At 67.5% G+C, this 25,431-nt stretch carries 24 protein-coding genes; 10 read left to right on the top strand and 14 right to left on the bottom strand.

Going from position 1 to position 25,431, the window contains the following annotated elements:
- Nucleotides 1-55 precede the first annotated feature (55 nt).
- Nucleotides 56-415, bottom strand: a complete 360-nt coding sequence (locus IEX50_RS10415; RefSeq protein WP_157176557.1) for a hypothetical protein — start codon at nucleotides 413-415, stop codon at nucleotides 56-58.
- Between the two features lie 216 nt (nucleotides 416-631).
- The gene (ruvB, locus tag IEX50_RS10410) at nucleotides 632-1,666 is read right to left on the bottom strand and encodes a Holliday junction branch migration DNA helicase RuvB (RefSeq protein ID WP_221237550.1); all 1,035 of its coding nucleotides are present in this window, start codon (nucleotides 1,664-1,666) and stop codon (nucleotides 632-634) included.
- Nucleotides 1,667-1,983: 317 nt separating this feature from the next.
- Here ruvB and IEX50_RS10405 point away from each other — a divergent pair, with 317 nt between their 5' ends.
- Entirely contained in the window at nucleotides 1,984-2,655 is a 672-nt protein-coding gene (locus tag IEX50_RS10405) for a Crp/Fnr family transcriptional regulator (protein WP_188699459.1), read from the top strand.
- Nucleotides 2,656-2,664: 9 nt separating this feature from the next.
- Here IEX50_RS10405 and IEX50_RS10400 read toward each other — a convergent pair whose 3' ends face one another.
- From IEX50_RS10400 to IEX50_RS10355, 10 genes are all read right to left on the bottom strand, one after another.
- Nucleotides 2,665-2,904, bottom strand: a complete 240-nt coding sequence (locus IEX50_RS10400; RefSeq protein ID WP_157176559.1) for a DUF6894 family protein — start codon at nucleotides 2,902-2,904, stop codon at nucleotides 2,665-2,667.
- 71 nt (nucleotides 2,905-2,975) lie between these two features.
- Nucleotides 2,976-3,152 (bottom strand): hypothetical protein, encoded by a 177-nt coding sequence (locus tag IEX50_RS10395; protein WP_157176560.1) that lies wholly within the window; start codon nucleotides 3,150-3,152, stop codon nucleotides 2,976-2,978.
- Nucleotides 3,153-3,408: 256 nt separating this feature from the next.
- Nucleotides 3,409-5,688 (bottom strand): TonB-dependent receptor, encoded by a 2,280-nt coding sequence (locus tag IEX50_RS10390; RefSeq protein ID WP_157176826.1) that lies wholly within the window; start codon nucleotides 5,686-5,688, stop codon nucleotides 3,409-3,411.
- A gap of 192 nt (nucleotides 5,689-5,880) precedes the next feature.
- Entirely contained in the window at nucleotides 5,881-6,483 is a 603-nt protein-coding gene (ruvA, locus tag IEX50_RS10385; protein WP_157176561.1) for a Holliday junction branch migration protein RuvA, read from the bottom strand.
- On the bottom strand, nucleotides 6,480-6,983 hold the full coding sequence (gene ruvC / locus IEX50_RS10380; protein ID WP_157176562.1) for a crossover junction endodeoxyribonuclease RuvC: 504 nt from the start codon (nucleotides 6,981-6,983) through the stop codon (nucleotides 6,480-6,482). The genes ruvA and ruvC overlap by 4 nt, the downstream gene beginning before the upstream one ends.
- Nucleotides 6,980-7,423, bottom strand: a complete 444-nt coding sequence (locus IEX50_RS10375) for an endonuclease domain-containing protein (protein ID WP_157176563.1) — start codon at nucleotides 7,421-7,423, stop codon at nucleotides 6,980-6,982. The genes ruvC and IEX50_RS10375 overlap by 4 nt, the downstream gene beginning before the upstream one ends.
- Before the next feature lie 147 nt (nucleotides 7,424-7,570).
- Entirely contained in the window at nucleotides 7,571-8,317 is a 747-nt protein-coding gene (locus tag IEX50_RS10370) for a YebC/PmpR family DNA-binding transcriptional regulator (protein WP_157176564.1), read from the bottom strand.
- 39 nt (nucleotides 8,318-8,356) lie between these two features.
- The gene (locus IEX50_RS10365; RefSeq protein ID WP_157176565.1) at nucleotides 8,357-9,097 is read right to left on the bottom strand and encodes a hypothetical protein; all 741 of its coding nucleotides are present in this window, start codon (nucleotides 9,095-9,097) and stop codon (nucleotides 8,357-8,359) included.
- A 57-nt stretch (nucleotides 9,098-9,154) separates the two neighbouring features.
- Nucleotides 9,155-9,397: a DUF2312 domain-containing protein gene (locus IEX50_RS10360; RefSeq protein ID WP_157176566.1), complete on the bottom strand. Its 243-nt coding sequence runs from the start codon at nucleotides 9,395-9,397 to the stop codon at nucleotides 9,155-9,157.
- A 210-nt stretch (nucleotides 9,398-9,607) separates the two neighbouring features.
- Nucleotides 9,608-9,910, bottom strand: a complete 303-nt coding sequence (locus IEX50_RS10355) for a DUF1244 domain-containing protein (RefSeq protein WP_184075108.1) — start codon at nucleotides 9,908-9,910, stop codon at nucleotides 9,608-9,610.
- Between the two features lie 89 nt (nucleotides 9,911-9,999).
- Between IEX50_RS10355 and pyk the strand changes: the two genes are divergently transcribed.
- The gene (gene pyk / locus IEX50_RS10350; protein WP_157176827.1) at nucleotides 10,000-11,490 is read left to right on the top strand and encodes a pyruvate kinase; all 1,491 of its coding nucleotides are present in this window, start codon (nucleotides 10,000-10,002) and stop codon (nucleotides 11,488-11,490) included.
- A gap of 213 nt (nucleotides 11,491-11,703) precedes the next feature.
- On the opposite strand, the gene ykgO is transcribed toward pyk, so the two are convergent.
- Entirely contained in the window at nucleotides 11,704-11,829 is a 126-nt protein-coding gene (ykgO, locus tag IEX50_RS10345) for a type B 50S ribosomal protein L36 (protein WP_004210176.1), read from the bottom strand.
- Nucleotides 11,830-11,994: 165 nt separating this feature from the next.
- On the opposite strand from ykgO, the gene IEX50_RS10340 reads away from it, so the two are divergent.
- The 5 genes from IEX50_RS10340 (at nucleotide 11,995) to IEX50_RS10320 (ending at nucleotide 16,122) form a co-directional block, all read left to right on the top strand.
- Nucleotides 11,995-12,633, top strand: a complete 639-nt coding sequence (locus IEX50_RS10340) for a DUF4136 domain-containing protein (RefSeq protein WP_229673889.1) — start codon at nucleotides 11,995-11,997, stop codon at nucleotides 12,631-12,633.
- 19 nt (nucleotides 12,634-12,652) lie between these two features.
- A complete protein-coding gene (locus tag IEX50_RS10335) occupies nucleotides 12,653-13,789 on the top strand; it encodes a M14 family metallopeptidase (protein ID WP_157176569.1) in 1,137 nt (378 codons plus the stop codon).
- A gap of 20 nt (nucleotides 13,790-13,809) precedes the next feature.
- Entirely contained in the window at nucleotides 13,810-14,505 is a 696-nt protein-coding gene (gene gpmA / locus IEX50_RS10330; protein WP_157176570.1) for a 2,3-diphosphoglycerate-dependent phosphoglycerate mutase, read from the top strand.
- 70 nt (nucleotides 14,506-14,575) lie between these two features.
- Complete coding sequence (gene purE / locus IEX50_RS10325; protein ID WP_157176571.1) at nucleotides 14,576-15,058, top strand: 5-(carboxyamino)imidazole ribonucleotide mutase; 483 nt, start codon at nucleotides 14,576-14,578, stop codon at nucleotides 15,056-15,058.
- Entirely contained in the window at nucleotides 15,055-16,122 is a 1,068-nt protein-coding gene (locus IEX50_RS10320) for a 5-(carboxyamino)imidazole ribonucleotide synthase (RefSeq protein WP_157176572.1), read from the top strand. The genes purE and IEX50_RS10320 overlap by 4 nt, the downstream gene beginning before the upstream one ends.
- 278 nt (nucleotides 16,123-16,400) lie before the next feature.
- On the opposite strand, the gene IEX50_RS10315 is transcribed toward IEX50_RS10320, so the two are convergent.
- Entirely contained in the window at nucleotides 16,401-19,238 is a 2,838-nt protein-coding gene (locus IEX50_RS10315) for a M16 family metallopeptidase (RefSeq protein WP_157176573.1), read from the bottom strand.
- Between the two features lie 96 nt (nucleotides 19,239-19,334).
- On the opposite strand from IEX50_RS10315, the gene IEX50_RS10310 reads away from it, so the two are divergent.
- The 3 genes from IEX50_RS10310 to clpB all read left to right on the top strand — a co-directional run bounded on the left by IEX50_RS10310 (nucleotide 19,335) and on the right by clpB (nucleotide 25,408).
- Nucleotides 19,335-19,898, top strand: a complete 564-nt coding sequence (locus IEX50_RS10310) for a DUF1003 domain-containing protein (protein WP_157176574.1) — start codon at nucleotides 19,335-19,337, stop codon at nucleotides 19,896-19,898.
- A 172-nt stretch (nucleotides 19,899-20,070) separates the two neighbouring features.
- Entirely contained in the window at nucleotides 20,071-22,626 is a 2,556-nt protein-coding gene (locus IEX50_RS10305) for a TonB-dependent receptor (protein WP_157176575.1), read from the top strand.
- A gap of 205 nt (nucleotides 22,627-22,831) precedes the next feature.
- A complete protein-coding gene (gene clpB, locus IEX50_RS10300) occupies nucleotides 22,832-25,408 on the top strand; it encodes an ATP-dependent chaperone ClpB (protein ID WP_157176576.1) in 2,577 nt (858 codons plus the stop codon).
- Nucleotides 25,409-25,431 lie beyond the last annotated feature (23 nt).

The raw sequence follows: 25,431 nt of genomic DNA, 5'->3' as shown, positions 1-25,431 counted from the left end.
CGACCGCGCAAGCCGTCCGGCCCATCAGGAATTGATGGGCCGGATCGTTTCGTGCTTATTGCGGGTCGTTGTTGCCCGGCGTGGTCTTGCCGGTCGCGTCCGACTTGGTCTGCGTGCCGGTGCGGTTGCGCTTCGACGTCGCCTTGCGCTGCTTGCTGCTGTTGGTCGTGGCACGGTCGGTCGAGGAATCGGTCGAGCCCATGCTCGTTCCTGAACCGGTCCCCATGCTGCCCGTGCCACCCATCGTCCCGGTGCCCACGCAGCCTGCTGCGCCCGAACCCATGCTACCGCCCATCGATCCGCTCTGCACGCCACCGGCGGCGCCCGTGCCACCCATACCGCCGGACTGCGCAACCGCACCGGTCGTCAAGCCCAGAGCGGCAACCGAAATCACAATCATCTTGAGATTATTCATGATGCATACTTCCTATCGTGGACTCTCCCAACGTCCCGATGTTCACTAAATTTCCCCGTCTTTTAAATTAAGAAGTACCGGTTGATGTGCATCTATATACTAGATCAAATTATCTGCGGTGGATAAGTACCGGGTAAACTATGAACATGCAGCAAATCCCGCTCCCGCATCTCTTCGGGGCGAATACGCCGCGGTCCATTCCCCTGCACGATCGTGCTACCCCTCGAACAGCCCACCCTGCACCACCGTGCCCTCCGGCTCCGGCAGGCCGATATGCCCCCACGCCCGCGAATTGAGGCATCGTCCGCGCGCCGTCCGCGCGACCAGCCCCAGCTGGATCAGATAGGGTTCGATCACCTCCTCGATCGTATCGCGCGGTTCGCTCAGCCCCGCGGCAAGCGTCTCCACCCCCACCGGCCCGCCGCGATAGATGTCGGCGATCATCAGCAGGTACCGCCGGTCCATCGCGTCCAGCCCGAGCGAATCGACCTCCAGCCGGGTCAGCGCGCCGTCCGCCACCTTTGCATCCACCACCGCCGCGCCCGCCACATCGGCGAAATCGCGCACCCGCCGCAGCAACCGCCCCGCGATCCGCGGCGTACCCCGCGCCCGCCTGGCAATTTCCACTGCGCCGTCCGCCGAAATCGCCATGCCGAGCAGCCCGGCCGCGCGCGTCACCACGCGCTCCAGTTCCTCCACCGAATAGAATTGCAGCCGGATCGGGATCCCGAACCGGTCGCGCAGCGGCGTCGTCAGCAACCCCTGTCGCGTCGTGGCGCCCACCAGCGTGAAGCGCGGCAAATCGATCCGCACGCTTCGTGCCGACGGTCCCTCGCCGATCATCAGGTCGAGCGCGCGGTCCTCCATCGCGGGATACAGCACCTCCTCCACCGCGGGGTTCAGCCGGTGAATCTCGTCGATGAACAGGACGTCGCCGTCCTCCAGGTTGGTCAGCAGCGCGGCGAGATCGCCCGACTTGGCGATCACCGGGCCGGATGTCGCACGGAACCCGACCCCCATCTCGCGCGCCACGATCTGCGCCAGCGTCGTCTTGCCGAGGCCGGGCGGACCGAAGAACAGCACATGGTCGAGCACGTCGCCGCGCGCCTTGGCCGCCGACACGAACACGCGCAGATTCTCACGTGCCGCCTTCTGCCCCACGAAATCGTCCAGCGTCTTCGGACGCAGCGCCGCATCGACATCCTCGGGTCGGCGGGCGGGGGTCACCATGCGGTCGTCGTCGTCGATCATGTCGCGGCCTTAGCGCGTTTTGGGTCTGTTCCAAACCGAGCGGACACGGTCGAGCCCGTCCCCGGCGGCACTCATGATTCATCACGCGTATTTCAAGAATGCGGTGAACTGACATCTGGACAAGTTAGGTGGATGCACGGAAGCATGGTATGCGCGTTCATCATCGGCAGCGTCCTTGGGCGTCGGTGGCTGTGAGACTTGTGTGCTCCCGCCTTTTGGCCGGAGTATCGATCGTGAACCCACAGGCTGCGGCCCTTCGACTCTTCGTGAAGCGTCTTGCGTCACGCTCCTGTCTCACGAACGACGAGGTGAGCGGCTTGCTCGCACTCGGCGGCAGCTTGAAACGCTATGCCGCGCACACCGATTTCGTCCGGGTCGGGGAGTTGATTGATCACAGCTGCCTGATCGTCGACGGTCTTGTCGGCCGGTTCGGCCAGAATGGCGACGGCCTGCGGCAGATTTCCGGTCTCTACATCAGCGGCGATATGGCCGATCTGCCATCGGTGGTCAGCCCCCGTGCCGGTTGGGGCATCGGTGCACTCACCGTCACCACAATCGTGCGTATCCCGCACGCCGACCTGCGCCGGCTGGCCGGGCGACATCCCGGCGTGGCGGAGGCGCTCTGGCGCGATTGCGTGGTGGACGGGTCGATCTTCTCGGAATGGGTGGTGAACGTCGGCCGCCGCAACGCACTGTCGCGAATCGCGCATCTGTTCTGCGAAATGGCGATTCGGTGTGAGCAGGCGGGTCTCGGCAGCCGCACATCCTTTCCCTTGCCGATCACCCAATGGGACCTTGGCGACGCGACGGGCCTGACGAGCGTCCACGTCAACCGCACATTGAAGGAGCTGCGCATGGCGTCCGTCGCCGATCTGCGATCCGGCGTCGTGTCGGTCCATGACTGGGACAAGCTCGTGTCCGTGGGTGATTTCGATCCGGCGTTCCTGCTGCTCGATAGCCCGGCGCCGCGGATCACCGACGCGGCCTGACGGCAACGTCTAGCCGGGATGCCCGACCGACGCGCCCAGCGTGATCGACACCACGGTCCGCCCGGCATAATCGGTCACGACGATGCGATCGTCGAGCGGCAGGCGACCTTCCTGCACCGCACCGGCCAGCACGTCGCGAGCCGCCCGGACGGCCGCACGGCGCGCGGACCGGTCATCGGCAAGCGTCGTACCTTCCTCGTCTTCGACGACGGACCCGCCCTCGTGGAGGTGGAGGAAGTACGTAGGCACGGATGGGAAGCGAGCACGGCCGGGCTTCGTTCCAGTTAAAATTGATCTATGTTACACGCATATCGTTTCGATCAGGCCGTCGCGACCCGCTCCAGCGTATTGTCGCCCATCTCATGTTCGAGTTGCCAGCGGTAATTCCGTGCCAGCGCGGTGTGCGCTTTCCAGGACCGTTCACATTTCGCGGAGGCAGCGGCTGCCTCCTCACGCGCGATGATGTCGGCAAGATCGTCGGGGTTGAGTCCGTTCATGACGTTTCACTCCGCACAAAAGATGACCCTGTGTGTGCGGACTGGGATTGCCTTGCCTTAAAGCAGGTGAACGATGCGCCATTTTAACGCGCGACCGCCGGCGATCCGGCCGATCGCACTGCGGAGTCTAGTCAACGATCGCGTTACGCCGCGACAGGATGTCACGCCCGCGATCAGTCCTGCACGAATCGCATACGCCGGGAGGTCGCCCCGACCGTCCTGCTTCGCGCGCGACGCGAAGCAGGATCCGCGTCGCCTAGAACCGCCCGGACAGCGACACGCCTAGCACGCGCGGCTCGTTATACACCGCGGCCATATAGTTCTCGATCACGCCCTTCAGGTTCTTTTCCTTGGTGATGTTCCGCGCGAACAGCGCGATCTCGTACGCGCCGCCGGCCGCTTCGTATCCGATCCGCGCACCACCCTCGAAATTGTCCTTCGCGTAGAATTCGTCGGTCCGGTACAGCACCAGGTTCGTATAACCCTGCATGTTCCAGTCGGTCGCCACGAACGCCCGCCCGCCATTGCCCAGCGGCACATCGTACCGCGCCGCGAAGTTCAGGTTGTATTTCGGCGCGTTGGGCAGCGGGTTGCCGTCGATCGACGCGAACGTGTTCGCCCCGACCCGGATTGTCGGATCGTTCACCGTACACACCACCACGCCGTTCAGCTGGCAGACCTGCGCATAGACGTTCGGATCCTTGATCTCGGTATGGAGCAGGCTGACCCCAGCCGTCAGCGACAGGTTCGGGATCGGGCGCAGCTCGGCATCCGCCTCGAACCCGTAACCGTCCGCCTTGTCCGCGTTGAACAGCACGCCGTTGCCGTTCACGTCGTTGCCGTTCAGCTGGATGTTCTTCACGCGGTACGCAAAGCCGGTCGCGTTCAGCCGCAGCTTATTGTCGAACAGCCGCGTCTTGATGCCCGCCTCGTACGACGTGTTCGTCTCCGAATCCGCCGTGGTGAAGTCCGAATTGAACACCGCCGACCGCCCCTGGATCGTCGGCCCGCGGAAGCCGCGCGCCACGCGCGCATACAGGCTCACCTCCGGGCTCGCCTCGTACAGCGCACTCACGTCCCAGCTCGGCTTCGTGTCCGACAGCCGCACGAACCGCCGCCCGGTATAGGTCACGGCACCCGCCGCGGTGTCGGCGGTCTTCACCAGCCGCGTCTTCTTGGTATCCTTCGTCTCGCGCGCACCGGCCGTGATGGTCAGCTTGTCGGTGACGGCATAGCTCGCCTGCCCGAACAGTGCCCAGCTGGTGTTGACGTTGTTCAACCGCACCCAGTTGTTCGGGTTGCGCCCCGCCGTCGTCAAAAAGAACGCGCGCTGGTAGAAATCGGTCGTGTCGCGGCTGTCGAAGTAGAAACCGCCGACCTGCCAGCGGAATCGCCCGGCATCGTCGCTCGCCAGCCGCAGCTCCTGCGTCCACTGGTCCAGGTCGCGGATCTGGCCCTGCGACTGGCCGAAGCCGTTCGCCACGCCGTTCACCGGATAGACCGACGCCGCGCCGCCGTCCGTATCGCCGCGGCTATACCCGCTCGTCGTCTCGTACGCGGTGATCGACGTCAGCGTGGCGCCGCCCAGGTCCAGCCCGGCCTTCAACGACCCGCCATAGGTCTTGTACGCCTGCGGATTATTGTCCGCCTCGTCGTAGATGACGCTGTTGCGCGGCGCGTTCGGCTCGTTCGATCCCTTGGTCAGCGCCTGGCGCAGGAACAGCGTCGACGTGCCGTCATAATCGCGCGCATGGGCCGATGCCAGGATCGACAGCGTCTCGGTCGGCGTCAGCAGCACCTGCAACCGCGCGTCGCGCTCGTCGAAACCGCCCATCGCGTTCTTCTTCGGCGTCACCGTGCCGTCGGCGCTGGCGCCCTCGTAGCGGTTGTCCACATAATCGTCGCGGTGCTGGTACAGCCCGGACACCCGGATCGCGACCTTGTCCTGCACGATCGGCCCGCCGACGCCGCCGTCGAACGTCACCGTGTTGTACGATCCGTACGTCGCCTGCGCGCGGCCCTCGAACGTCTGCGTCGGGCGCAGCGTGTCGAACTTGATGATGCCCGCGGTCGTGTTCCGCCCGAACAGCGACCCCTGCGGCCCGCGCAGCACCTCGATCTGCCCCACGTCATAGACCGGGTTCGATTTCAGCACGACATGCTCCAGCACGACATCGTCCTGGATGATCGACACCGGCTGCGACGCACCCAGGTAGAAATCGATATTGCCGAGCCCGCGGATGTAGAAACGCGGGAAGATCCGCCCCGTCGTCGTCTCGGCGTACAGGCTCGGCACCCGCCCCGCGAGCGCGAGCAGCGTATCGTCCCCGCCGCTCGTGTAGGCGCGCAGGTCCTCGCCGCGCACGACGCCCACCGACACCGGCACGCGCTGCAGATTCTCCGACCGGCGCTCCGCGGTCACGACGATGTCCTCAAGGCCGGCGCTACCGTCGGTCGCCCCGGACTGTCCGGTCTGCACGAATTCCGGCGACGTCTGCTGCGCCGCCACCAGGCCAGGCGCGGTCAGGGCAGCCATGGCGATACCGGCCAGGACAACATTCTTGTAAGCGATGCGCGACAACGATCTTCCCCCGGGGCGCGCCCGCCGTCCAACCGACGCGGCCCCGCTACCCCCCAGGGAGCGCGGCTAGTTACCGATCACGATGAAATTGTGACAGATTGTTGCCACCGCGCACGAACCGTTCACCATGTTGCCCCCCGGCAACAGTCAGACCGGCCGGGCAGCCTTCTTCAGCGCCAGACGCACCAGCGCATCCAGCGTCGCGCCCGGCCCGAGCTCTTCTTCCGCCGCGGTCACCGCCGCAGACGCCTCGACCGGCCGGAACCCCAGGTTCGCCAGCGCTGACAGCGCATCGCCCGCCGCGGACCCCTTCACCTGCGGCGCCGTTATCCCCGGCCCGAGCACGATGCCGCCGGTCTTGTCCTTCAGCTCGGTGATGATCCGGATCGCCAGCTTCGGCCCCACGCCATTGGCGCGCGCCACCATCGCCTTGTCGCCCGCCGCGACCGCGCGGACCAGCTCCACCGGCTCCAGCACCGACAGGATCGCCAGCGCCACGCGCCCGCCCACGCCCTGCACCGACGTCAGCAGCCGGAACCAGTCGCGCTCCGCCCCGCTGGCAAAGCCGTAGAGCGTCATCGCGTCCTCGCGGACCTGCAATTCGGTGAACACCATCACCTGGCCCCCGACCGGCCCCAGCGCCGCCAGCGCCCGCGTCGACATCCACACCAGATAGCCGACGCCGCCCACGTCGATCACCGCATGGTCCGCCGCGCTCTCGGCCAGCACGCCCGTCAGCCGCGCGATCATGACGGGATGACCCTACGCGCCAACGCCCGCGCGCTCGCCAGATGATGCGCATGGGTGATCGCCACCGCCAGCGCATCGGCCGCATCCGGCCCCGCCAGCTTCGCGCCGGGCAACAGATGCGCCATCATCGCCTGAATCTGCTTCTTGTCCGCACCGCCCGTCCCTACCACCGCCTTCTTAACGATGCTCGGATGATATTCGCCGATCGCCACGCCCGCGGTGGCGGCCGCCAGCAACACGACACCGCGCGCCTGCCCCAGCTTCAACGTCGACTGCGCGTTACTATTGCCGAGCACTTCCTCAACGGCCGCCCCACCCGGCTGATACGTCCGGATCACCGCCCCCAACGCCTCGAACAACAACGTCAACCGCCGCGGCAACTGCATCCCCGGCTCCGTCTTGATCTGCCCGTTGGCGACATGAGACAGCCGGTTGCCTTCGGCGGAGATGACCCCCCAGCCAGTGGTTCCGAGACCGGGATCAAGCCCAAGCAGGATCACTGCCTGCCCTGCGTTGCAGGAGAGAGGCCTACCGTTATTCCTGGCGCCTCAGAAAGCCCCTCTCCTTCAGGGGAGGGGTTGGGGTGGGGCCAACGCTCGGGGCTGGAAACAACGGCAGCCGCAAGCACCTCCAGCACGCCCGAAACATTCCCCATCACATCCGCATTCGAAAACCGCAGCACCCGAAACCCCTTGCTCGCCAGATACGCATCCCGTCCAACGTCGGATTCAGCATCATGCGTATCGCCATCGACCTCAATCACCAGCGCCCGCGATGGGCAGAGGAAATCGACGATATACGAATGAATCACCTGCTGCCGCCGAAACTTCGCGCCGCTGAGTTGCGAGTTGGAGAGCGCCCGCCACAACTGCTTCTCGGGCTCGGTCGGGTTGCGCCGCATCTGCCGACCGCGCTCCTGCAAAGTCGCATCCAGGATCATCGGTCGTCCCCACCCCAACCCCTCCCCTGAAGGAGAGGGGCTTTCTGTATCGTCTGGAACAACACTAAGCCCCCCCCCCTTTAGGGGAGGGGTTGGGGTGGGGCTACGCTTGAAGGAGGAGTACAACCGCCCCGCCAAACGCAAGCCTCACCCCCCCAGCCGTTCCATCACATCCTCTGGAACGTCGTAGTTCCCCCAAACCGTCTGCACGTCGTCGTCGTCGTCCAGCACGTCGATCAGCTTCATCAGCGTCGCGGCGTCCGCCTCGTCGACCGTCACCATCGTCTGCGGGCGCCAGGCGAGCTTCGCGCCCTCCGCCTCGCCCAGCACGGCTTCCAGCGCGCGTGCCACCTCGTGCAGGTCGGCCACCGCGGTCCAGATCTCGTGGCCCTCGTCGGAAGACTGCACATCCTCCGCGCCGGCCTCAAGCGCCGCCTCGAACACCGCATCCGCGCTGCCGGCCTTGGCGGGGTAGGAGATCAGCCCCATCCGGTCGAACCCGTGGCTCACGGATCCGCTCGCGCCCATGTTGCCGCCGTTCTTGGCCATGCCGGTCCGTACGTTCGTCACGGTGCGGTTACGGTTGTCGGTCAGCGTCTCGATGATCAGCGACACGCCGCCCGGGCCGAACCCTTCGTAGCGGATCTCCTCGTAATTCTCCGAATCCGTGCTCGACGCCTTGTTGATCGCGCGCTGGATGTTGTCATTGGGCATCGACTGCGCGCGCGCCGCCAGCACGGCGGACCGCAGCCGCGCGTTCATGTCCGGATCGGGCAGGCCGCTTTTCGCCGCCACCGTGATCTCGCGGCTCAGCTTGGAAAAGAGCGACGAGCGCTTCTTATCCTGCGCGCCCTTGCGGTGCATAATGTTCTTGAACTTGGAATGGCCGGCCATGTGCGGGCTGCTCGCCTCTGTTATCGGGAAACCCGCTGTCTAGCGTGCCCGTCCCGCCTCGTGCAACCGCCACGCGGCAACACCCAGCGCCACGGTCAGCACCAGCTGCGCCAGCGACGCCGCCGAATCGATGAACACGATCCCGATCAAAGCGGTCCCGGCCAGCGCCGACCCCGGCGCATCGAGCAGCATCGTCAGCATCAAGTGCACGGCAAAACACGGCGCCACTACCGCCAGATACGCGCCGGCAAAGGTCACCAGCCGCCCGCGCAACACGCCCCATCCACCACCCGGCCCCAGCGTCCGGTCGCCGATCGCCAGCGCCGCGAGCCACGGCGCCAGCGGCAGCAGCACGAGATTGGCGAACGTCGTCGCCGCAAACGACCACAGCCACACATCGGCCAGCCGTGCATCCACCGGCAGCAACGCCTTCGCCGCCGCCAGCGGCAACAGCGTGAACAGGATCGTGCCGGCCAGCACCGCGCCGAACCGCAGCAGCGGGCCGCCCGCCAGGCTCGTCGGATGAATGCCCGCCGCCGCGCGGTACAGCGCGAAATTGAGCAGCAGCAGCGCCAGCAGCTGCGCGGTCGCGGCGAACGCGGCGCCGATGTCGGGCGCCTCGCCCGGCGCCGCCGCGGTGCCCAGCCGGAGCAGGGTGACGCCGATCACCAGCAGCGCGGCGACCAGCCACAACCCGGCGGGCAACCCGCGCAGCACGTCGATCGCCGCCTGCACCCAGGTGCCCGTCGTGCGCCGTCCCCGCCGCTTCGCCGTCGTCATGCCGCCCCTCCACCGGCCCGGCGCCGGATCGCCCGGTGCCGTCCGTCTGCGCCTGTTCTAGTGCAGGCCGAGCGCGTTGCGATAGGTTTCGACGAGCGCGTCCATTTCGTCGCGCGCATCCTTTTCCATCTTGCGCAGCCGCACGATGGTCTTCATCGTCGCCGGCACGAACCCGGTCGCCTTGGCCTCCAGATAGACATCCTTGATGTCGTCGGCCATGCCCTTCTTCTCTTCTTCCAGCCGCTCGATACGCTCGATGAACAGCCGCAGCTGGTCGGCGGCGACATTGTCGTCACCCATGGTCAGTCTCCCCGATCCCAAAGAACGCCGCTCCTACGGGCATGCGGCCCCTCCGATCAAGTGCGTGACTCGGAGGGTCTCCTAAAGCCCCCTCCCTTTCAGGGACGGGGTTGGGGGTGGGTGCAACAGCTTCACGAAACCAACGTCGCGACGATGGACAGGTACCACCCACCCCCAGCCCCTCCCTTGAAAGGGAGGGGAGAAGCCACCTCAAGGATTAAGCTTCAAGCTCTCTTCCATCCGCGCGATCTGCTCCGGCGTCGCAGGCTGCTGATGCGCCGCTTTCCACTCCGAATAGGGCATCCCGTACACCGCGGCGCGCCCGGTCTCGCGGTCGATCGTGCCGTCGGACGCCTCCGCCACCCAGTCGCCCAGGCAGTTCCGGCAGAACCCGGCCAGCCCCATGATATCGACATTCTGTGCATCGTCGCGGTGGCGCAGATGCGCCACCAGCCGGCGGAATGCGGCGGCTGCCACCGCATCGGGAATCATATCGACCTTGGTCTCGTCCATGCTGCACTCCATTTGTTTGCCCGTGGCCCGCAAACCGCCTAGTCGGTCGCTGTCCTTATCTGAAAGAGGAAACCGTCTTGGTCGATCCGATGTCCGCCGCCGACGCCAGTGCCAGCGGTGCTGCCCCGTCGCTCCGCCCGCGGGCACGCAAGGTCCGCGTTCTCGCCACGCTCGGCCCCGCCAGCGCCGATCTCGCGATGATCCGCAAGCTCTACCTCGCCGGTGCCGACGCGTTCCGCATCAATATGAGTCACGGCGCGCATGCCGACAAGGCCACCGTCGTCGCCGCGATCCGCTCGCTCGAACAGGAATATGGTCGCCCGACCACCATCCTGTTCGATCTGCAGGGTCCGAAACTGCGCGTCGGCGCCTTCGACGGCGGCATCGTCGTGCTCAAGGTCGGCGACCCGTTCGTGCTCGATCGCGATCCCACCCCCGGCGACACGACCCGCGTGTCGCTCCCGCACCGCGAGATCTTTGAAGCGATCGCGGTCGGCACGCGGCTGCTGCTCGACGACGGCAAGCTCGTGCTGCGCGTCACCGCCTGCGCGCCCGACCGGATCGACACGGTGGTGGAGGTCGGCGGCGCGCTGTCCAATTCTAAGGGGCTGAACGTCCCCGACGTCGTGTTGCCGATGGCCGCGCTGACCGAGAAGGACCGCCGCGACCTGGCCTTCGCGCTGGAACAGAAGGCCGACTGGATCGCGCTGTCGTTCGTCCAGCGGCCCGAGGACGTTGCCGAGGCGCGCAGCCTGATCGGCGGCCGCGCCTCGTTGCTCGCCAAGATCGAGAAGCCCGCCGCGGTCGACCGGCTCGAGGAGATCCTCGAACTCGCCGACGCGGTCATGGTCGCGCGCGGCGATCTCGGCGTCGAAATGCCGCCCGAGGAGGTCCCGCGCCTCCAGAAGCATATTGTCGAAACAGCCCGCCGGCTCGGCCGCCCCGTCGTGGTGGCCACGCAGATGCTCGAATCGATGATCCGCGCACCCACGCCCACCCGGGCGGAGGTGTCCGACGTTGCCACCGCGATCTACGACGGCGCCGACGCGGTCATGCTGTCCGCCGAAAGCGCCGCCGGCGACTGGCCGGAAGAATCGGTGGCGATGATGGAGCGCATCGCCATCTCGGTGGAGGCCGACCCCGGCTACAACGCGCGCATCCACTTCACCCAGACGCCGGCCGACCCCACCACGGCCGACGCGCTCGCCGCCGCGGCGACCGACATCGCCACGACGATCGGCGCGAAGGCGATTCTCTGCTTCACCTCGTCGGGCTCCACCGCACGCCGCGTCGCGCGCGAACGCCCGTCGGTGCCGCTGCTCGTCCTCACCCCCGTCCCCGACACCGCGCGCCGACTGGGGCTCCTCTGGGGCGCGCACGCCGTGCTCACCCGCGACGTCGACAGTTTCGAAGCGATGATCGCCAAGTCCAAGCGCATGGCCCTCCGCCACGGCGTCGCCGGGGCGGGCGACCGCATCATCGTGATGGCCGGCGTCCCCTTCGGCACCCCCGGCGCCACCAACGTCCTGCACGTCGTCCGCCTGACGGGGGACGAACTGGCCAACTACAAGCGGGTGTAAGCGCTTCTGGCGTTTGGGGCTTCTGAGCCCCCTCCCTTTCAAGGGAGGGGGTTCGGGGGTGGGTGCTACCTCTTCAACCACGGAACACCGGATTCGGGGTGCTGTTGCACCCACCCCCCAGCCAAGAGGTCCAAACGCAAAAGGTCCGGAAACACCCATCGGTGTTCCCGGACCCGGCGAACCAGACCTCCCGCCATCAGGCGGGAGGAAAGATCAGCCCTGGCGTGCCTTGAAGCGGCGGTTCGTCTTGTTGATGACGTAGGTCCGGCCACGGCGACGGATCACGCGATTGTCGCGATGACGGCCCTTTAGGGACTTGAGCGAATTGCGGATCTTCATGGCCGTACGCGCCTTGTCTGTCTTGATCGGTTGTCGAAAGAAGCCGGCCTCCTATGCGGCCCCCCGACATGAGTCAAGGCAAAGGCGCCACGTCGTGCTTGACGCGGCCGCATCACATGCCACTGAGAAACACAGCAGGGCATGATGAAGCGTGAGGACCGTCCGATGAGCCGAACCCCGACAAGACACATGATCGCCCGCACGCTGGCGTTCGCCACGCTGGCCGCCCTCGCCGGCTGCGCCACGCCCGGTCCCGAGACGCGCGTCACGCGCTTCCATCTGAACCAGCCGATCGCCCCCGGCCAGATCGCGGTCGAACCGCGCGACCCGCGCCAGGTCGGCGGGCTGGAATTCCAGTCCTATGCCGCCGCGGTCGGTGCCGAACTCTCGCGGCTCGGCTTCCGCGTCGCGCCCGGCGTCGCCACCTCCGAACTCGTCGCGGTCGTCGATTTCAACCGCACCACGCGCGAAGCCGGCATCGCGCAGGCCCCGGTCTCGATCGGCCTCGGCGGCGGCGGCTTCACCGGCGGCGGCGGGCGGCGCGGCGGCGGGGGCGGCATCGGTCTCGGCGGCGGGGTCAGCTTCCCGGTCGGCAAGGCGCGTTCGCGCTACGTCACGATGACGGAGATGAAGGTCCTGCTGAAACGCCGGTCGGACGGCACCGCGATCTGGGAAGGCACCGCGCAGCAGTCCGCCCGTTCGGATGCCAAAGGCGCCGATGCCGTCACCGCCGCCCGCGTGCTCGCCGCCGCCCTGTTCCAGGGCTTCCCCGGCGAATCCGGCCGCACCGTCACGGTGAAGTAAAATAACGAGTATCCGCCACATGACTGCCTGCATCAGCGCCGCCTTCGACAGCGGCAACATCCGGGTCGCGGACCAGCGCGGCGACGTCTTCGATCTCGAAATCGTCGCCGATCGCGATTCGGATTTCTACCAGTGGTTCCATTTCCGCCTGTCCGGTGCCGCCGGGCGGGCGGTGACGCTGCGGATCGTCAACCTCGCGGGCTCCGCCTATCCCGGCGGCTGGCCGGGCTATGCGGCCCGCGTGTCGGAGGATCGCGCCGACTGGCGGATGGCGCCCACGACCTACACCGACGGCATCCTCGAAATCACCTACACCCCGACCGCGGACAGCGCGTGGTTCGCCTATTTCGCGCCCTATTCGATGGAACGCCACCACGACCTCGTCGCGCGCACCGCGGCGAAACCCGGCGTCACCGCCAGCGTGCTCGGCCACTCGCTCGACGGGCAGACGATCGATTGTCTGACGATCGGCGACGGCCCGCTGCCCGTCTGGCTCTACGCGCGCCAGCATCCGGGCGAGAGCATGACCGAATGGTGGATGGAGGGCGCGCTCGACTTCCTGACCGATCCCGGCGCGTCCATCGCCCGCGCGTTGCGCCAGCGCTGCACCTTCCACATCGTCCCCAACATGAACCCCGATGGTTCGTGTCGCGGCCACCTGCGAACCAACGCGGCGGGCGTGAACCTCAACCGCGAATGGCATGATCCGACGCCGGAGCGCAGCCCGGAGGTCCTGGCCGTCCGCAACGCGATGGACGAAACCGGCGTCGCCTTCGCGATGGACGTCCACGGGGACGAGGCGATCCCGCACGTCTTCATCGCCGGGTTCGACGGCATCCCGTCCTGGACACCGCGCCAGGGCGATCTCTACGCGCGGTACCTGACGACGCTGTCGCGCCGCACGCCCGATTTCCAGACGCGCCACGGCTATCCCGTCACGGCTGCCGGTCGCGCCAACCTGTCGATGTCGACCAACCAGCTCGCCGAACGCTATGGCTGCGTCTCCACCACGCTGGAAATGCCGTTCAAGGACAATGACGACCTGCCCGATCCGCAATACGGCTGGTCGCCCGCGCGTTCGATGCGGCTGGCCGAGGATTGCCTCGCCGCCCTATGGGAAATGATCGACGCCATCCCCGCGCCCCGCGCGCGCTGACATCTCCGGAGCCTGCCCGCATGCCGACCCTCGTCCTGATCCGCCACGGCCAGTCCGCCTGGAACCTGGAAAACCGTTTCACCGGCTGGTGGGACGTCAACCTGACCGACCAGGGCGTGCGCGAGGCGCGTGAGGCGGGCGTCGCGATGGCCGCCGCGGGGCTCGATTTCGACATCGGCTTCACCAGCGTCCAGACCCGCGCGATCAAGACGCTCAACATCGCGCTCGAAGCGATGGGTCGGCTCTGGTTGCCGCTCGAGAAAGACTGGCAGCTGAACGAGCGTCACTATGGCGGCCTGACCGGTCTCGACAAGGCGGAGACCGCCGCGCTCCACGGCGACGACCAGGTCCACGTCTGGCGCCGCTCGTTCGACGTGCCCCCGCCCCCGTCGGAGGCCGGCGGTAAATACGACATGACGCACGACCGCCGCTATGCCGGCATCGCGGTGCCGTCGAGCGAGAGCCTGAAGGACACGATCGAGCGCGTGCTCCCCTACTGGGACAGCCGCATCGCCCCCGAACTGCGCGCCGGCAAGCGCGTCGTCATCTCCGCCCACGGCAACTCGCTCCGCGCGCTCGTGAAGCACCTGTCCGGCATCTCCGACGCCGACATCGCCAGCCTGGAGATCCCGACCGGCAAGCCGATCGTCTACCAGCTCGACGACGATCTGAACGCGGTCGAACGCTACTACCTCCACGAACGCAACGCGAACTGAACCTCGGTCCCACCTAGGCCCCGGCCTGCGCCGGGGCCTAGATGCCACCTCTCCCAAAGGCCTGCCCAACATGACCACCCCCCGCGTCGGCATCATCATGGGCAGCCGGTCCGACTGGGAAACCATGCGCCACGCCGCCGACACGCTCGTCGCCCTCGGCGTTGCGCATGAAACGAAGGTCGTGTCCGCGCACCGCACGCCGCAACGGCTGTACGACTATGCCACCACCGCCGCCGCGCGTGGGCTGCATGTCGTGATCGCCGGCGCGGGCGGCGCGGCCCACCTGCCCGGCATGGCCGCCGCCATGACCCGCCTCCCCGTGCTCGGCGTCCCCGTGGAGTCAAAGGCGCTCAGCGGCATGGACAGCCTGTTGTCGATCGTCCAGATGCCCGCCGGCATCCCGGTCGGCACGCTCGCCATCGGTCGCGCGGGCGCGGTCAACGCTGCTTTGCTAGCCGCCGCGATCCTCGCCACCACCGATGCCGACCTCGCCACCCGGCTTGATGCCTGGCGCACCGCCCAGACCGACGCCGTCGCGGAGTCGCCCGAATGATGCTGCCGCCCGCCTCCACCATCGGCATCGTCGGCGGGGGGCAGCTCGGCCGCATGCTCGCCATCGCCGCCGCCCGGCTCGGCTACCGTGTCCATATCTACGCCCCCGACGCGGACTCGCCCGCAGCCGAGGTCGCCGCCGAATTCACCTGCGCCGGCTATGACGACCTCAACGCGCTCGCCATGTTCGCTGCCAGGGTCGACGTCGCGACCTACGAATTCGAAAATATCCCGGTCGCCGCACTCGATGCGCTCGCCGCGGTCGTGCCGCTCCACCCCTCCCCCCGTGCGATCGGCGTGGCGCAGGACCGGCTGGCGGAAAAGACGTTCGTTGCCGACCTCGGCGTGCCCGTGGCACCCTGGGCCCCCGTCGACGACCGCGCCGGGCTCGATGCCGCAATCGCCGCGGTCGGCACGCCCGCGATCCTCAAGACGCGCCGCTTCGGTTACGACGGCAAGGGCCAGGGCCGCCTCGCCACCCCGGCCGATGCCGACGCCGCCTGGGACCAGATCGGGCAAGCCCCCGCCGTGCTCGAAGGCCATGTCGCGTTCGACCGCGAATTTTCCGTGCTGCTGTGCCGCGGACAGGACGGCGCGGTCGTGACGTGGGACGCGCCCGACAACACCCATGTCGACGGCATCCTGGCGACCTCGATCGTCCCCGCCACCGGCATCGTCGCAGCGCAAGCGGCGGACGCGACCGCCACCGCCGTCCGGATCGCCGACGCGCTCGGCTATGTCGGCACGCTCGCCTGCGAATTCTTCGCCTCGACCGCCGGCCCGGTGTTCAACGAAATGGCCCCGCGCGTCCACAACAGCGGCCACTGGACGATTGAGGGCGCCCGCACCTCGCAGTTCGAAAACCACATCCGCGCGGTGTGCGGGTTGCCCTTGGGCGGCACCGACACCGTCCACCCGCGGGTCGAAATGCACAATTTGATCGGCGACCAGGCAAACGCCTGGGACGAGATCCTGTCCGACCCAACCGCGCATCTGCACCTGTACGGCAAGGCGGACGCGCGTCCCGGCCGCAAGATGGGCCACGTGACCCGACTGCTGGACTAGGCGCACCAGAAAAGCCCCCTCCCTTTCAAGGGAGGGGGTTGGGGGTGGGTGCTACCTCTTCAATTATGCAGCACAGGATTCGTGGAGCTGTTGCACCCACCCCCAGCCCCCTCCCTTGAAAGGGAGGGGGAGCCCCAAGCCCAAGACTAGCCCCTCTCCTTCAGGGGAGGGGTTGGGGTGGGGGCAACAGCACCTCCCCTACGACCTCACCGGCTTGCTAGCGCTCAGCCCCACCCCAACCCCTCTCCTCCAGGAGAGGGGCTAAGAACCTCGCGAACCTACTCAACAGCAACAGCCGCCGGCACCACCTCGACCGGCAACCCGGTCTCCGCCAGCTGCGGCCGCACCTTCGCCGCGTCGCCCACCACGATCCACACGATCTTCGCCGGATCAAGCGCCGCCCGCGCGGCGGCATCCAGCTGCGGCGCGGTCAGTGCGCGATACTGCGCAGCCAGTCGCTGATAATGGTCGTCGCGCCAGCCATACAGGTCGATCCGCTGCAGCCCGCCCAGCACGTCGCCCGAGCCTTCGAACGTCCCTGCCAGTTCGCGCACCCGGCCGTTCACCGTCCGCTCCAGCTCCGCCTTCGTGACCCCGTCCTTCGTCAGGAACGCCGCCATGTCGGCCTTCAGCGCGACGATCGACGCACCCGTCCGGTCGGTCTGCACCGGCGCGGACACCAGGTACGGCACCGGCCCGAGCAGCCGGCTGACCGACCCGCTGACGCCGTAGGACCAGCCCTTGGTTTCGCGCAGGTCGGTGTTCAGCCGCGACAGGAACGACCCGCCCAGCACGTCGTTCGCCACCTCCAGCCGGGTCAGGTCGTCGGTGCCCTTATACCCCAGCACCGCGCCGCCCACGATCAGCGACTGCGGCGACTGCGGTCGATCGATCAGCAGGATGCGCCCGCGCGGCGCCGGCGTCGGCGCGGACAGGTCCTTCGTCACGCGCGGCACCGCCGGCGCACGCCAGCTGCCGAAACTCTGTTCCAGCATCGTCTGCACGCTCGCCAGCGGGGCGGACGACACGACGAAGATCTTCGCCCCGTCCGGCCGGATCCACGCGCGGTGGAACGCCGCCATGTCCGCCGGGGTCAGCCTGGCGACCACCGCCGGGTCGCCCGTCCCGCTGAACGGCACCGCATAGGGATGGTTCGGCCCGTACAGCACCGCCGGTAGCGTGCGCAGCGCCACGCCCTGCGGCTGCGTCAGTTCGGAGGCGATCCGCGCCAGCTGCGTATTGCGCAACCGGTCAACCTCCGCCGGCGCAAAGGCCGGGTTGCGCACGATATCCTGCATCAGGTCGAGCGACGGCGCCAGATTGGCAGTCAGCGCGTCGAGCGACACCGTCGTCCGGTCCATCGATGCGCGCGCGCCGATATTGGCACCCAGCCGTTCCTGCGCCTCGGCGATCTGGATCGAATTGCGCGTCTCGGTGCCTTCATCCAGCAGCGCCAGCATCAGCGATTGCGTGCCGAGCTTCGCCTTCGGATCGGCCGCGTTACCCGCGTCGAAACTGATCGCCACCTTGGTCACCGGCACGGCGGTCCGCTGCGCGTAGACGACCTGCATGCCGTTCGACAGCGTCGCGCGCTGCACCGCCGGGAATTCCAGCTCCTTGATCGTGCCGACCGTCGGCAACCCGCCGCGCCCCACCGGACCGGCGGCGGCGGTCGTCGCGGCATCGTCGGTCTTCACCGCCACGGGTGCCGCCTCGACATAATTCTCCCGAGCGCCGGGCACGATCGACAGCGCATAGACCGGGCGCGACAGCCACTTCTGCGCCACCGCCTGCGCCTGCGCCGGCGTCACCGCGGCCAGCGCCGCCAGCTGCTTGGCATAGAAACCGGGGTCGTTCGCATAGACCGCACCCTCGGCCAGTGCGACCGCCTTGCCACCGAACCCGCCGACCGACTCCAGCCCCTTGATCTGCCGCGCCGCGGTGGTGGTGACGTACCGCGACACCTCGTCCGCGGTCGGCCCGGTGCGGACGAAGTCGGCGATGATCGCGTCGAGCCGCTTTGCCGCCACCGCCGGGTCAACGCCCGGCCGCACGTCCATCGACACCGAAAACTGCCCGGCATCCTCGAACCCGCTATACGATGCCGACACCGCGACGGCGAGCTTCTCGCCCCGCACCAGGATGTTGTCGAGCCGCGAACTGGCAAGGCCACCCAGCACGCCGCCCACCACGTCCAGCGCGGCGGCATCCTTGTCCAGCATCCCCGGCACCGCCCAGGTGCGCAGCAGGCGCGTCGTCGCGACGCGATCGTGCATCACCTCGTCCTTGCGCGCGGGCAGCGTCGGTACGGGTGCCACGACCTTGGGCGGCGTCGGGCCGCGCGCGATGTCGCCGAAATACTTGGTGGTCAGCGCGCGTGCGGTGGCGACGTCGACATCGCCGGCCAGCACCAGCACCGCATTGTTCGGCCCGTAATTGTTGCGGAACCAGCCCTTCACATCGTCCATGCTCGCCGCTGACAGGTCGGTCATCGAACCGATCGTGCTGTGCCGGTACGGATGTCCGACCGGGTACAGCGTCTCGCCAATCCTGTAGTCGACCAGCCCGTAAGGCTGGTTGTCGCCCGACCGCTTCTCGTTCTGCACCACGCCGATCTGGTTGGTCAGGTTCTTCTGGTTGATCGCCCCCAGCAGATGCCCCATCCGGTCGCTTTCCAGCCACAGCGCACGCGCCAGCGCCGGCGTCGGCACCGTCTCGAAATAGTTGGTCCGGTCGTAGTAGGTCGTGCCGTTATAGTCGGTCGCACCGACCTGCTCGAGCGGCTCGAAGAAGTCGCCCGGCGCATTCTCCGATCCGTTGAACATCAGATGCTCGAACAGATGGGCATAGCCGGTCTTACCCGCCGGCTCGTTCTTTGATCCGACATGATACCAGACGGACACCGCCACCACCGGTGCCTTGCGGTCGGTATGGACGATCACCCGCAACCCGTTGGGCAGCGTGAACTGTTCGTAGGGGATCTTCACCTGGCCCACGAGGTCCGCCGGCTTCGCCACCGCCGCGGCGGGCGCCTGCGCCGCGACGGCATGCGGCACCAGCAGCAGCGGGGTGAGCAGGGACGAGGACAACAAGGAGGGGGTCAGCCAGCGACGCATGCGAATTCCTTCAGGATCTACCGTTCACTATGTCAGCCCGCCCGGCGGTGGCCAAGGGGGGTGCCGCACGCTAGGCCGGCCGGGCAGGAGATTGCGATGAACCAGCCGTCCGATCCGACCGACATCCCCGAACGGCTGCTCGGCCGCGCGGCCGGCACGCTCGATCCGGAGGAACGCCGCGTCGTCGACAGCATGGCCGCGCGCCGCCCGATCAGCCTCGACATCGGCGAGGAAGCCGAAAACCGCGCCACCTTCTGGGATCGGCTTGCCGACCGGGTCGCCGCGGTCGGCGGCAGCTGGGCGTTCATCTTCACCTTCCTCGGCGTGCTGGTCGGCTGGATGATCCTCAACACCGGCATCCTCGGCCGGCTGGGTGAGGCGTTCGATCCCTATCCCTACATCTTCCTCAACCTGATGCTGTCGATGGTCGCCGCCCTCCAGGCACCCGTCATCATGATGAGCCAGAACCGCCAGGCGACCAAGGACCGGCTCGCCGCCAGCCACGATTACGAAGTCAACCTGCGCGCCGAACTCGAAATCATGCGGCTCCACGAAAAGATCGATGCGCTTCGGATCGAACATCTCGAAGCCATGACGCATATGCAAGGCGAAGTGATTACCGTGCTCCACAACAACTCGATATCATCGACTGCAGATTGACGAGCAACAAAGCTCCCACATAGTAATCCAACGTCTGATCGAACGGGCCTTACCGGACGATGTCCTGCGCCTTACCGATATGTAATGCTGAACTGAAACCAAACTGTCATGCTGCCGAAATAGGGGCGCTCTCGAGCCGAAGGACCATCGTCCCGGCAAAAGGGGTTTTGACATGATCCGCGCCGTTTCCTCCATTTCGCTGGGTGCGCTCGCGCTCGTCCTCGCCACACCGGCCCTGGCTCAGACCGCCCCGGCGACCGCCGACGCGCAGGTCCAGACCGACGCCGCCGCGACCGCCGCCCCGACCGCGTCCAATGACGGCCTCCAAGACATCGTCGTCACCGCCACCAAGCGCGAGACGAACCTTCAGAAGACCCCGATCTCGATCTCCGTGCTCGGCGCTCAAGCGCTGGCCGATCGCCATGTGCAGAGCCTGTACGATCTAGCCGACGGCGCGGTCCCCGGCCTGCGCGTCGCCACGTTCGAAGCGCGCCAGTCCGCGCTCACCATCGGCATCCGCGGCATCGTGCCGCTCGACGCGAACCAGCCCGCGCGCGAACAGGGCGTCGGCATCTATGTCGACGGCGTCTATATCGGCCGCCAGCACGGCCTGAACGCCGCGCTGTTCGACGTCGAGCGGATCGAGGTTCTGAAGGGTCCGCAGGGCACGCTGTTCGGCCGCAACACCGAAGGCGGCGCGCTGTCGATCGTCACGAAGGCACCGAGCGGCAAGTTCGGCCTGCGCGCAACCGGCGGCATCGGCAATTACGGCGCCTATAATGGCGACATCCACCTCGACCTGCCGGAAGTCGCCGGGCTCAGCTTCAAGCTCGACCTGGTCAAGCAGAGCCAGGACGCGACCACCAAGAACCCGCTCGAGGGGCAGACCGGCTGGAACTACTATAACCGCCAGGGCCTGCGCGCCGCGGTACGGTGGAAGCCCACCAGCACCATCACGAACGACTTCGCCTTCGACATTGCCAAGGACAAGAACAGCCCGTTCTACAGCCAGCTGCTGAACGCGAACCCGAACGGCTGCGTCGCGGGCTCGCAGGCCGCGGTGGCGGCCTGCACGCTGCCCGGCACCGCCTACACGTCGCTCACCGGCACGGTGAAGTCGTTGCTGCCGGGCGTCGTCGTCAACGGCGACAGCCGCATGAAGACCGCCGACATCGGCGTTCCGCAGCAGCCGAGCATCGACAAGACGCACGGCTTCACCAACAACCTCCGCTGGCACGTCTCGGATGCGCTCGAACTGCGCTCGATCACCGCTTGGCGCGGCGTCGATGCGACCCAGTGGGACAATTCGGGCGGCGCACACCGCGTCCCCGTCGTCACGCTGACCGCGGCCTGCACCGCGGCCGCACCCTGCGCCTTCAGCCGCTACAGCCTCGCGGATCTGAAGCAGGACCAGTTCAGCCAGGAACTGCAGGCGGTCGGCACCGTCGGCGCCGTCGACTATGTCGCCGGCCTCTACTACTTCAACGAACATGTGCAGGATGACGCCGCGACGCCCAACTCCACCGGTGCGATCGCGACGCTGAACGCCGCCGGCCAGGTCACCGGCGCCACCTACACCACCATCCCGTTCTGCACCGGCCAGACCGTCGCCACCGACACCGCCTTCATCGGATCGGCGGCACAGGGTTGCTCGATCGATCGCGCGTCGGAAGTCCATTCGAAGAGCTACGCCGCCTACGGTCAGGCGACCTGGAACGCGACCGACCTGCTGCACATTACGATCGGCGGTCGCTACACGCATGACGAGAAGCAGGGCGTGCTGCATATCTCGCGCAACGTGAACTACGATACGAACACCGCCGCTGCGACCGCCGCCGGCTACCAGCCGCTCGACAAGACGTGGAACCGGTTCAACCCGACCGCGACCGTCGCCTACGACGTGACCCCCAACGTCCACGCCTACGCCAAATATGCGACCGGCTACCGCTCGGGCGGCGCCAGCTCGCGCACCCAGAACTACCAGCCGTTCGGCCCGGAGGACGTGAAGTCCTACGAAATCGGCTTGAAGAACGACCTGTTCGACCACCGCGTGCGCCTGAACCTGGCCGGCTACATCATGGACCGCAAGAACAGCCAGGTCGACATCAGCTCGATCCAGCCGTTCAACGGCTCCAGCTTCAACAACCTCGTCACGATCAATGCCCCCGGCATCACCAAGATCCGCGGGATCGAGGCCGACCTGACGGTCAACCCGCTGGAGGGCCTGACGCTCGGCGCATCCTACGCCTACACCTACACGCACATCCCGCGCATCCCGATCACCTACACGGCGGGCGGCCAGTCGACGACCGTGCTGCAGCAATTCTACATCGTCTACACGCCGCGCAACGCGGTCAGCGGGACGATCGACTACGCCCTTCCGCTCGGCGACAGCGACACCAAGCTGCGCTTCCACCTCGACGGCAACTATGCGCAGGCGACCCAGGCGTTCGACCAGTTCGCGACGAAGGCGGACTCGTCCTTCATCGTCAACGGCCGCGTCGGCCTCGCCGACATCGCGATCGGATCGGGCCACACGTTCGGCATTTCGGCCTGGGCGCGCAACCTGTTCGACGAACAATATATCTTCCGCCGCGATCCCTCCAACAGCCTGCCCGGCGCCCCGACCACCAACGTCTCGACCGGCAGCATCAGCAACATCCTGGGCGACTACGGCAACTACAACGCCCCCCGCACCTTCGGCCTCGAAGGCACGATCAAGTTCTGATCGCGCACGGATGACCCCAGAAAGTGCCCCGGCGCAGGCCGGGGCCCAGACGCAACAGCGTCACCAACGACAAACCGTACCCCCGCGCAGGCGGGGGTCCAGTTCCACCCTGCGACCTGGACCCCCACCCGCAACTCCGTACACACGACACCCTTGTGTGACATAAGCGCAACACCATATCCCCACCAACATCTGGGGAGTGACCATGAACCTCGAAAAATTCACCGACCGCGCCAAGGGCTTCATCCAGTCCGCGCAGACCGTCGCGATCCGCATGAGCCATCAGCGGATCGGCACCGAACATATGCTGAAGGCGCTGCTCGAGGATGAGCAGGGCATGGCGTCCGGCCTCATCACCGCGGCAGGTGGCGACGCGAAGGCCGCGCTGCGCGAAACCGACGCCGCGCTCGCCAAGATCCCGGCCGTCTCCGGCGGCGGCGCGCAGCAATCGCCCGGCATCGACAACGATCTGGTCCGCGTGTTCGACACCGCCGAACAGGTCGCGCAGAAGGCGGGCGACAGCTACGTCACCGTCGAACGCCTGCTGTTGGCACTCGTCCTGTCGCCCACCACCGCGGCGGGCAAGGCGCTCGCCGCCGCGAAGATGAAGGCCGACGCGCTCAACACCGCGATCAACACGCTCCGCAAGGGCCGCTCCGCCGATACCGCCGGCGCGGAGGACCGCTACGACGCGCTCAAGAAATTCGCCCGCGACCTGACGCAGGCCGCCCGCGACGGCAAGCTCGATCCCGTCATCGGCCGCGACGAGGAGATCCGCCGCACGATCCAGATCCTCGCGCGCCGCACCAAGAACAACCCCGTGCTGATCGGCGAGCCCGGCGTCGGCAAGACCGCGATTGCCGAGGGCCTCGCGCTCCGCATCATCAACGGCGACGTGCCCGACGGCCTCAAGGACCGCCGCCTCATGGCGCTCGACATGGGTTCGCTGATCGCCGGCGCAAAGTATCGCGGCGAGTTCGAGGAGCGGCTGAAGGGCGTGCTCGACGAGGTCCGCCAGGCCGAGGGCGAGGTCGTGCTGTTCATCGACGAGATGCACACGCTGATCGGCGCGGGCAAGTCGGAGGGCGCGATGGACGCCGGCAACCTGCTGAAACCCGCGCTCGCCCGCGGCGAACTGCACTGCATCGGCGCCACCACGCTCGACGAATATCGCAAATATGTCGAAAAGGACGCCGCGCTCCAGCGTCGCTTCCAGCCCGTCTTCGTCGGCGAACCCACGGTCGAGGATACGATCTCGATCCTGCGCGGGCTGAAGGAGAAGTACGAACTCCACCACGGCGTGCGGATCGCGGACGGCGCGCTGGTCGCCGCCGCCACGCTGTCGCACCGCTACATCGCCGACCGCTTCCTGCCCGACAAGGCGATCGACCTGATGGACGAGGCCGCCTCGCGCCTGCGCATGGAGGTCGAGTCCAAGCCCGAGGAGATCGAGTCGCTCGATCGCCGCATCATCCGGCTGAAGATCGAGCGCGAGGCGCTGAAGCGCGAGACCGACGCCGCGTCGAAGGACCGCCTCGACACGCTGGAGGCCGACCTCGCCGATCTGGAGGAACAGTCCGGCGCGCTCACCACGCGTTGGCTGGGTGAGAAGGACAAGATCAACGCCGAGGCGGTGCTCAAGGGCCAGCTCGACGCCGCGCGGATCGAACTCGACCAGGCGCAGCGCAAGGGCGATCTCGGCCGCGCCGGGGAACTCTCCTACGGCGTCATCCCCGGCCTCGAACGCCAGCTGGCGGAGGCGGAGACCGCCGCCGAGGGCGCGATGCTGCGCGAGGAGGTGACCGCCGACGATATCGCCGGCGTCGTCAGCCGCTGGACCGGCATCCCCGTCGACCGCATGCTTCAGGGCGAGCGCGACAAGCTGATCGCGATGGAATCGATCATCGGCAAGCGCGTCATCGGCCAGGATCAGGCGGTGAAGGCCGTCAGCCGCGCCGTCCGCCGCGCGCGGGCCGGCATGCAGGATCCCGGCCGCCCGCTTGGCTCCTTCCTGTTCCTCGGCCCCACCGGCGTCGGCAAGACCGAGCTCACCAAGGCGCTCGCCGGCTTCCTGTTCGACGACGATGCCGCGATGGTCCGGATCGACATGTCGGAATATATGGAGAAGCACGCCGTCTCGCGGCTCGTCGGGGCGCCCCCCGGCTATGTCGGCTATGACGAGGGCGGCGTCCTGACCGAGGCGGTCCGCCGCCGGCCCTACCAGGTCGTGCTGTTCGACGAGGTCGAGAAGGCGCATCCGGACGTCTTCAACATCCTGCTCCAAGTGCTCGACGATGGCCGGCTGACCGACGGACAGGGCCGCACGGTCGACTTCTCCAACACGCTGATCGTGCTGACCTCGAACCTCGGCAGCCAGTATCTCGCCCACCTGACCGACGACCAGACGGTCGAAAGCGTGGAGCCGCAGGTGATGGAGATCGTGCGCGGCCACTTCCGCCCGGAATTCCTCAACCGGCTGGACGAGATCATCCTGTTCCACCGGCTGGGTCAGGCGCACATGGCCCCGATCGTCGATATCCAGGTCGCGCATGTCCAGCGGCTGCTGGCGGATCGGAAGGTCACGCTGGCGCTCACCGACGCCGCCCGCGCCTGGCTCGGCCGGGTCGGCTACGATCCGGTCTATGGCGCACGGCCGCTCCGTCGCGCGGTGCAACGCTACCTGCAGGACCCGCTCGCCGACGCGATCCTGCGCGGCGACGTGCCGGACGGTAGCACCGTCAACGTCGACGAAGGCGACGGCGCCCTGGTGATCGCGGCGTAACGGCGCCGACGAAGACCGTCCCC

It is taken from the genome of Sphingomonas prati, assembly GCF_014643515.1.
GTDB classification, from domain to species: domain Bacteria; phylum Pseudomonadota; class Alphaproteobacteria; order Sphingomonadales; family Sphingomonadaceae; genus Sphingomonas_R; species Sphingomonas_R prati.
This window is presented reverse-complemented; position numbering and strand designations above follow the sequence as displayed.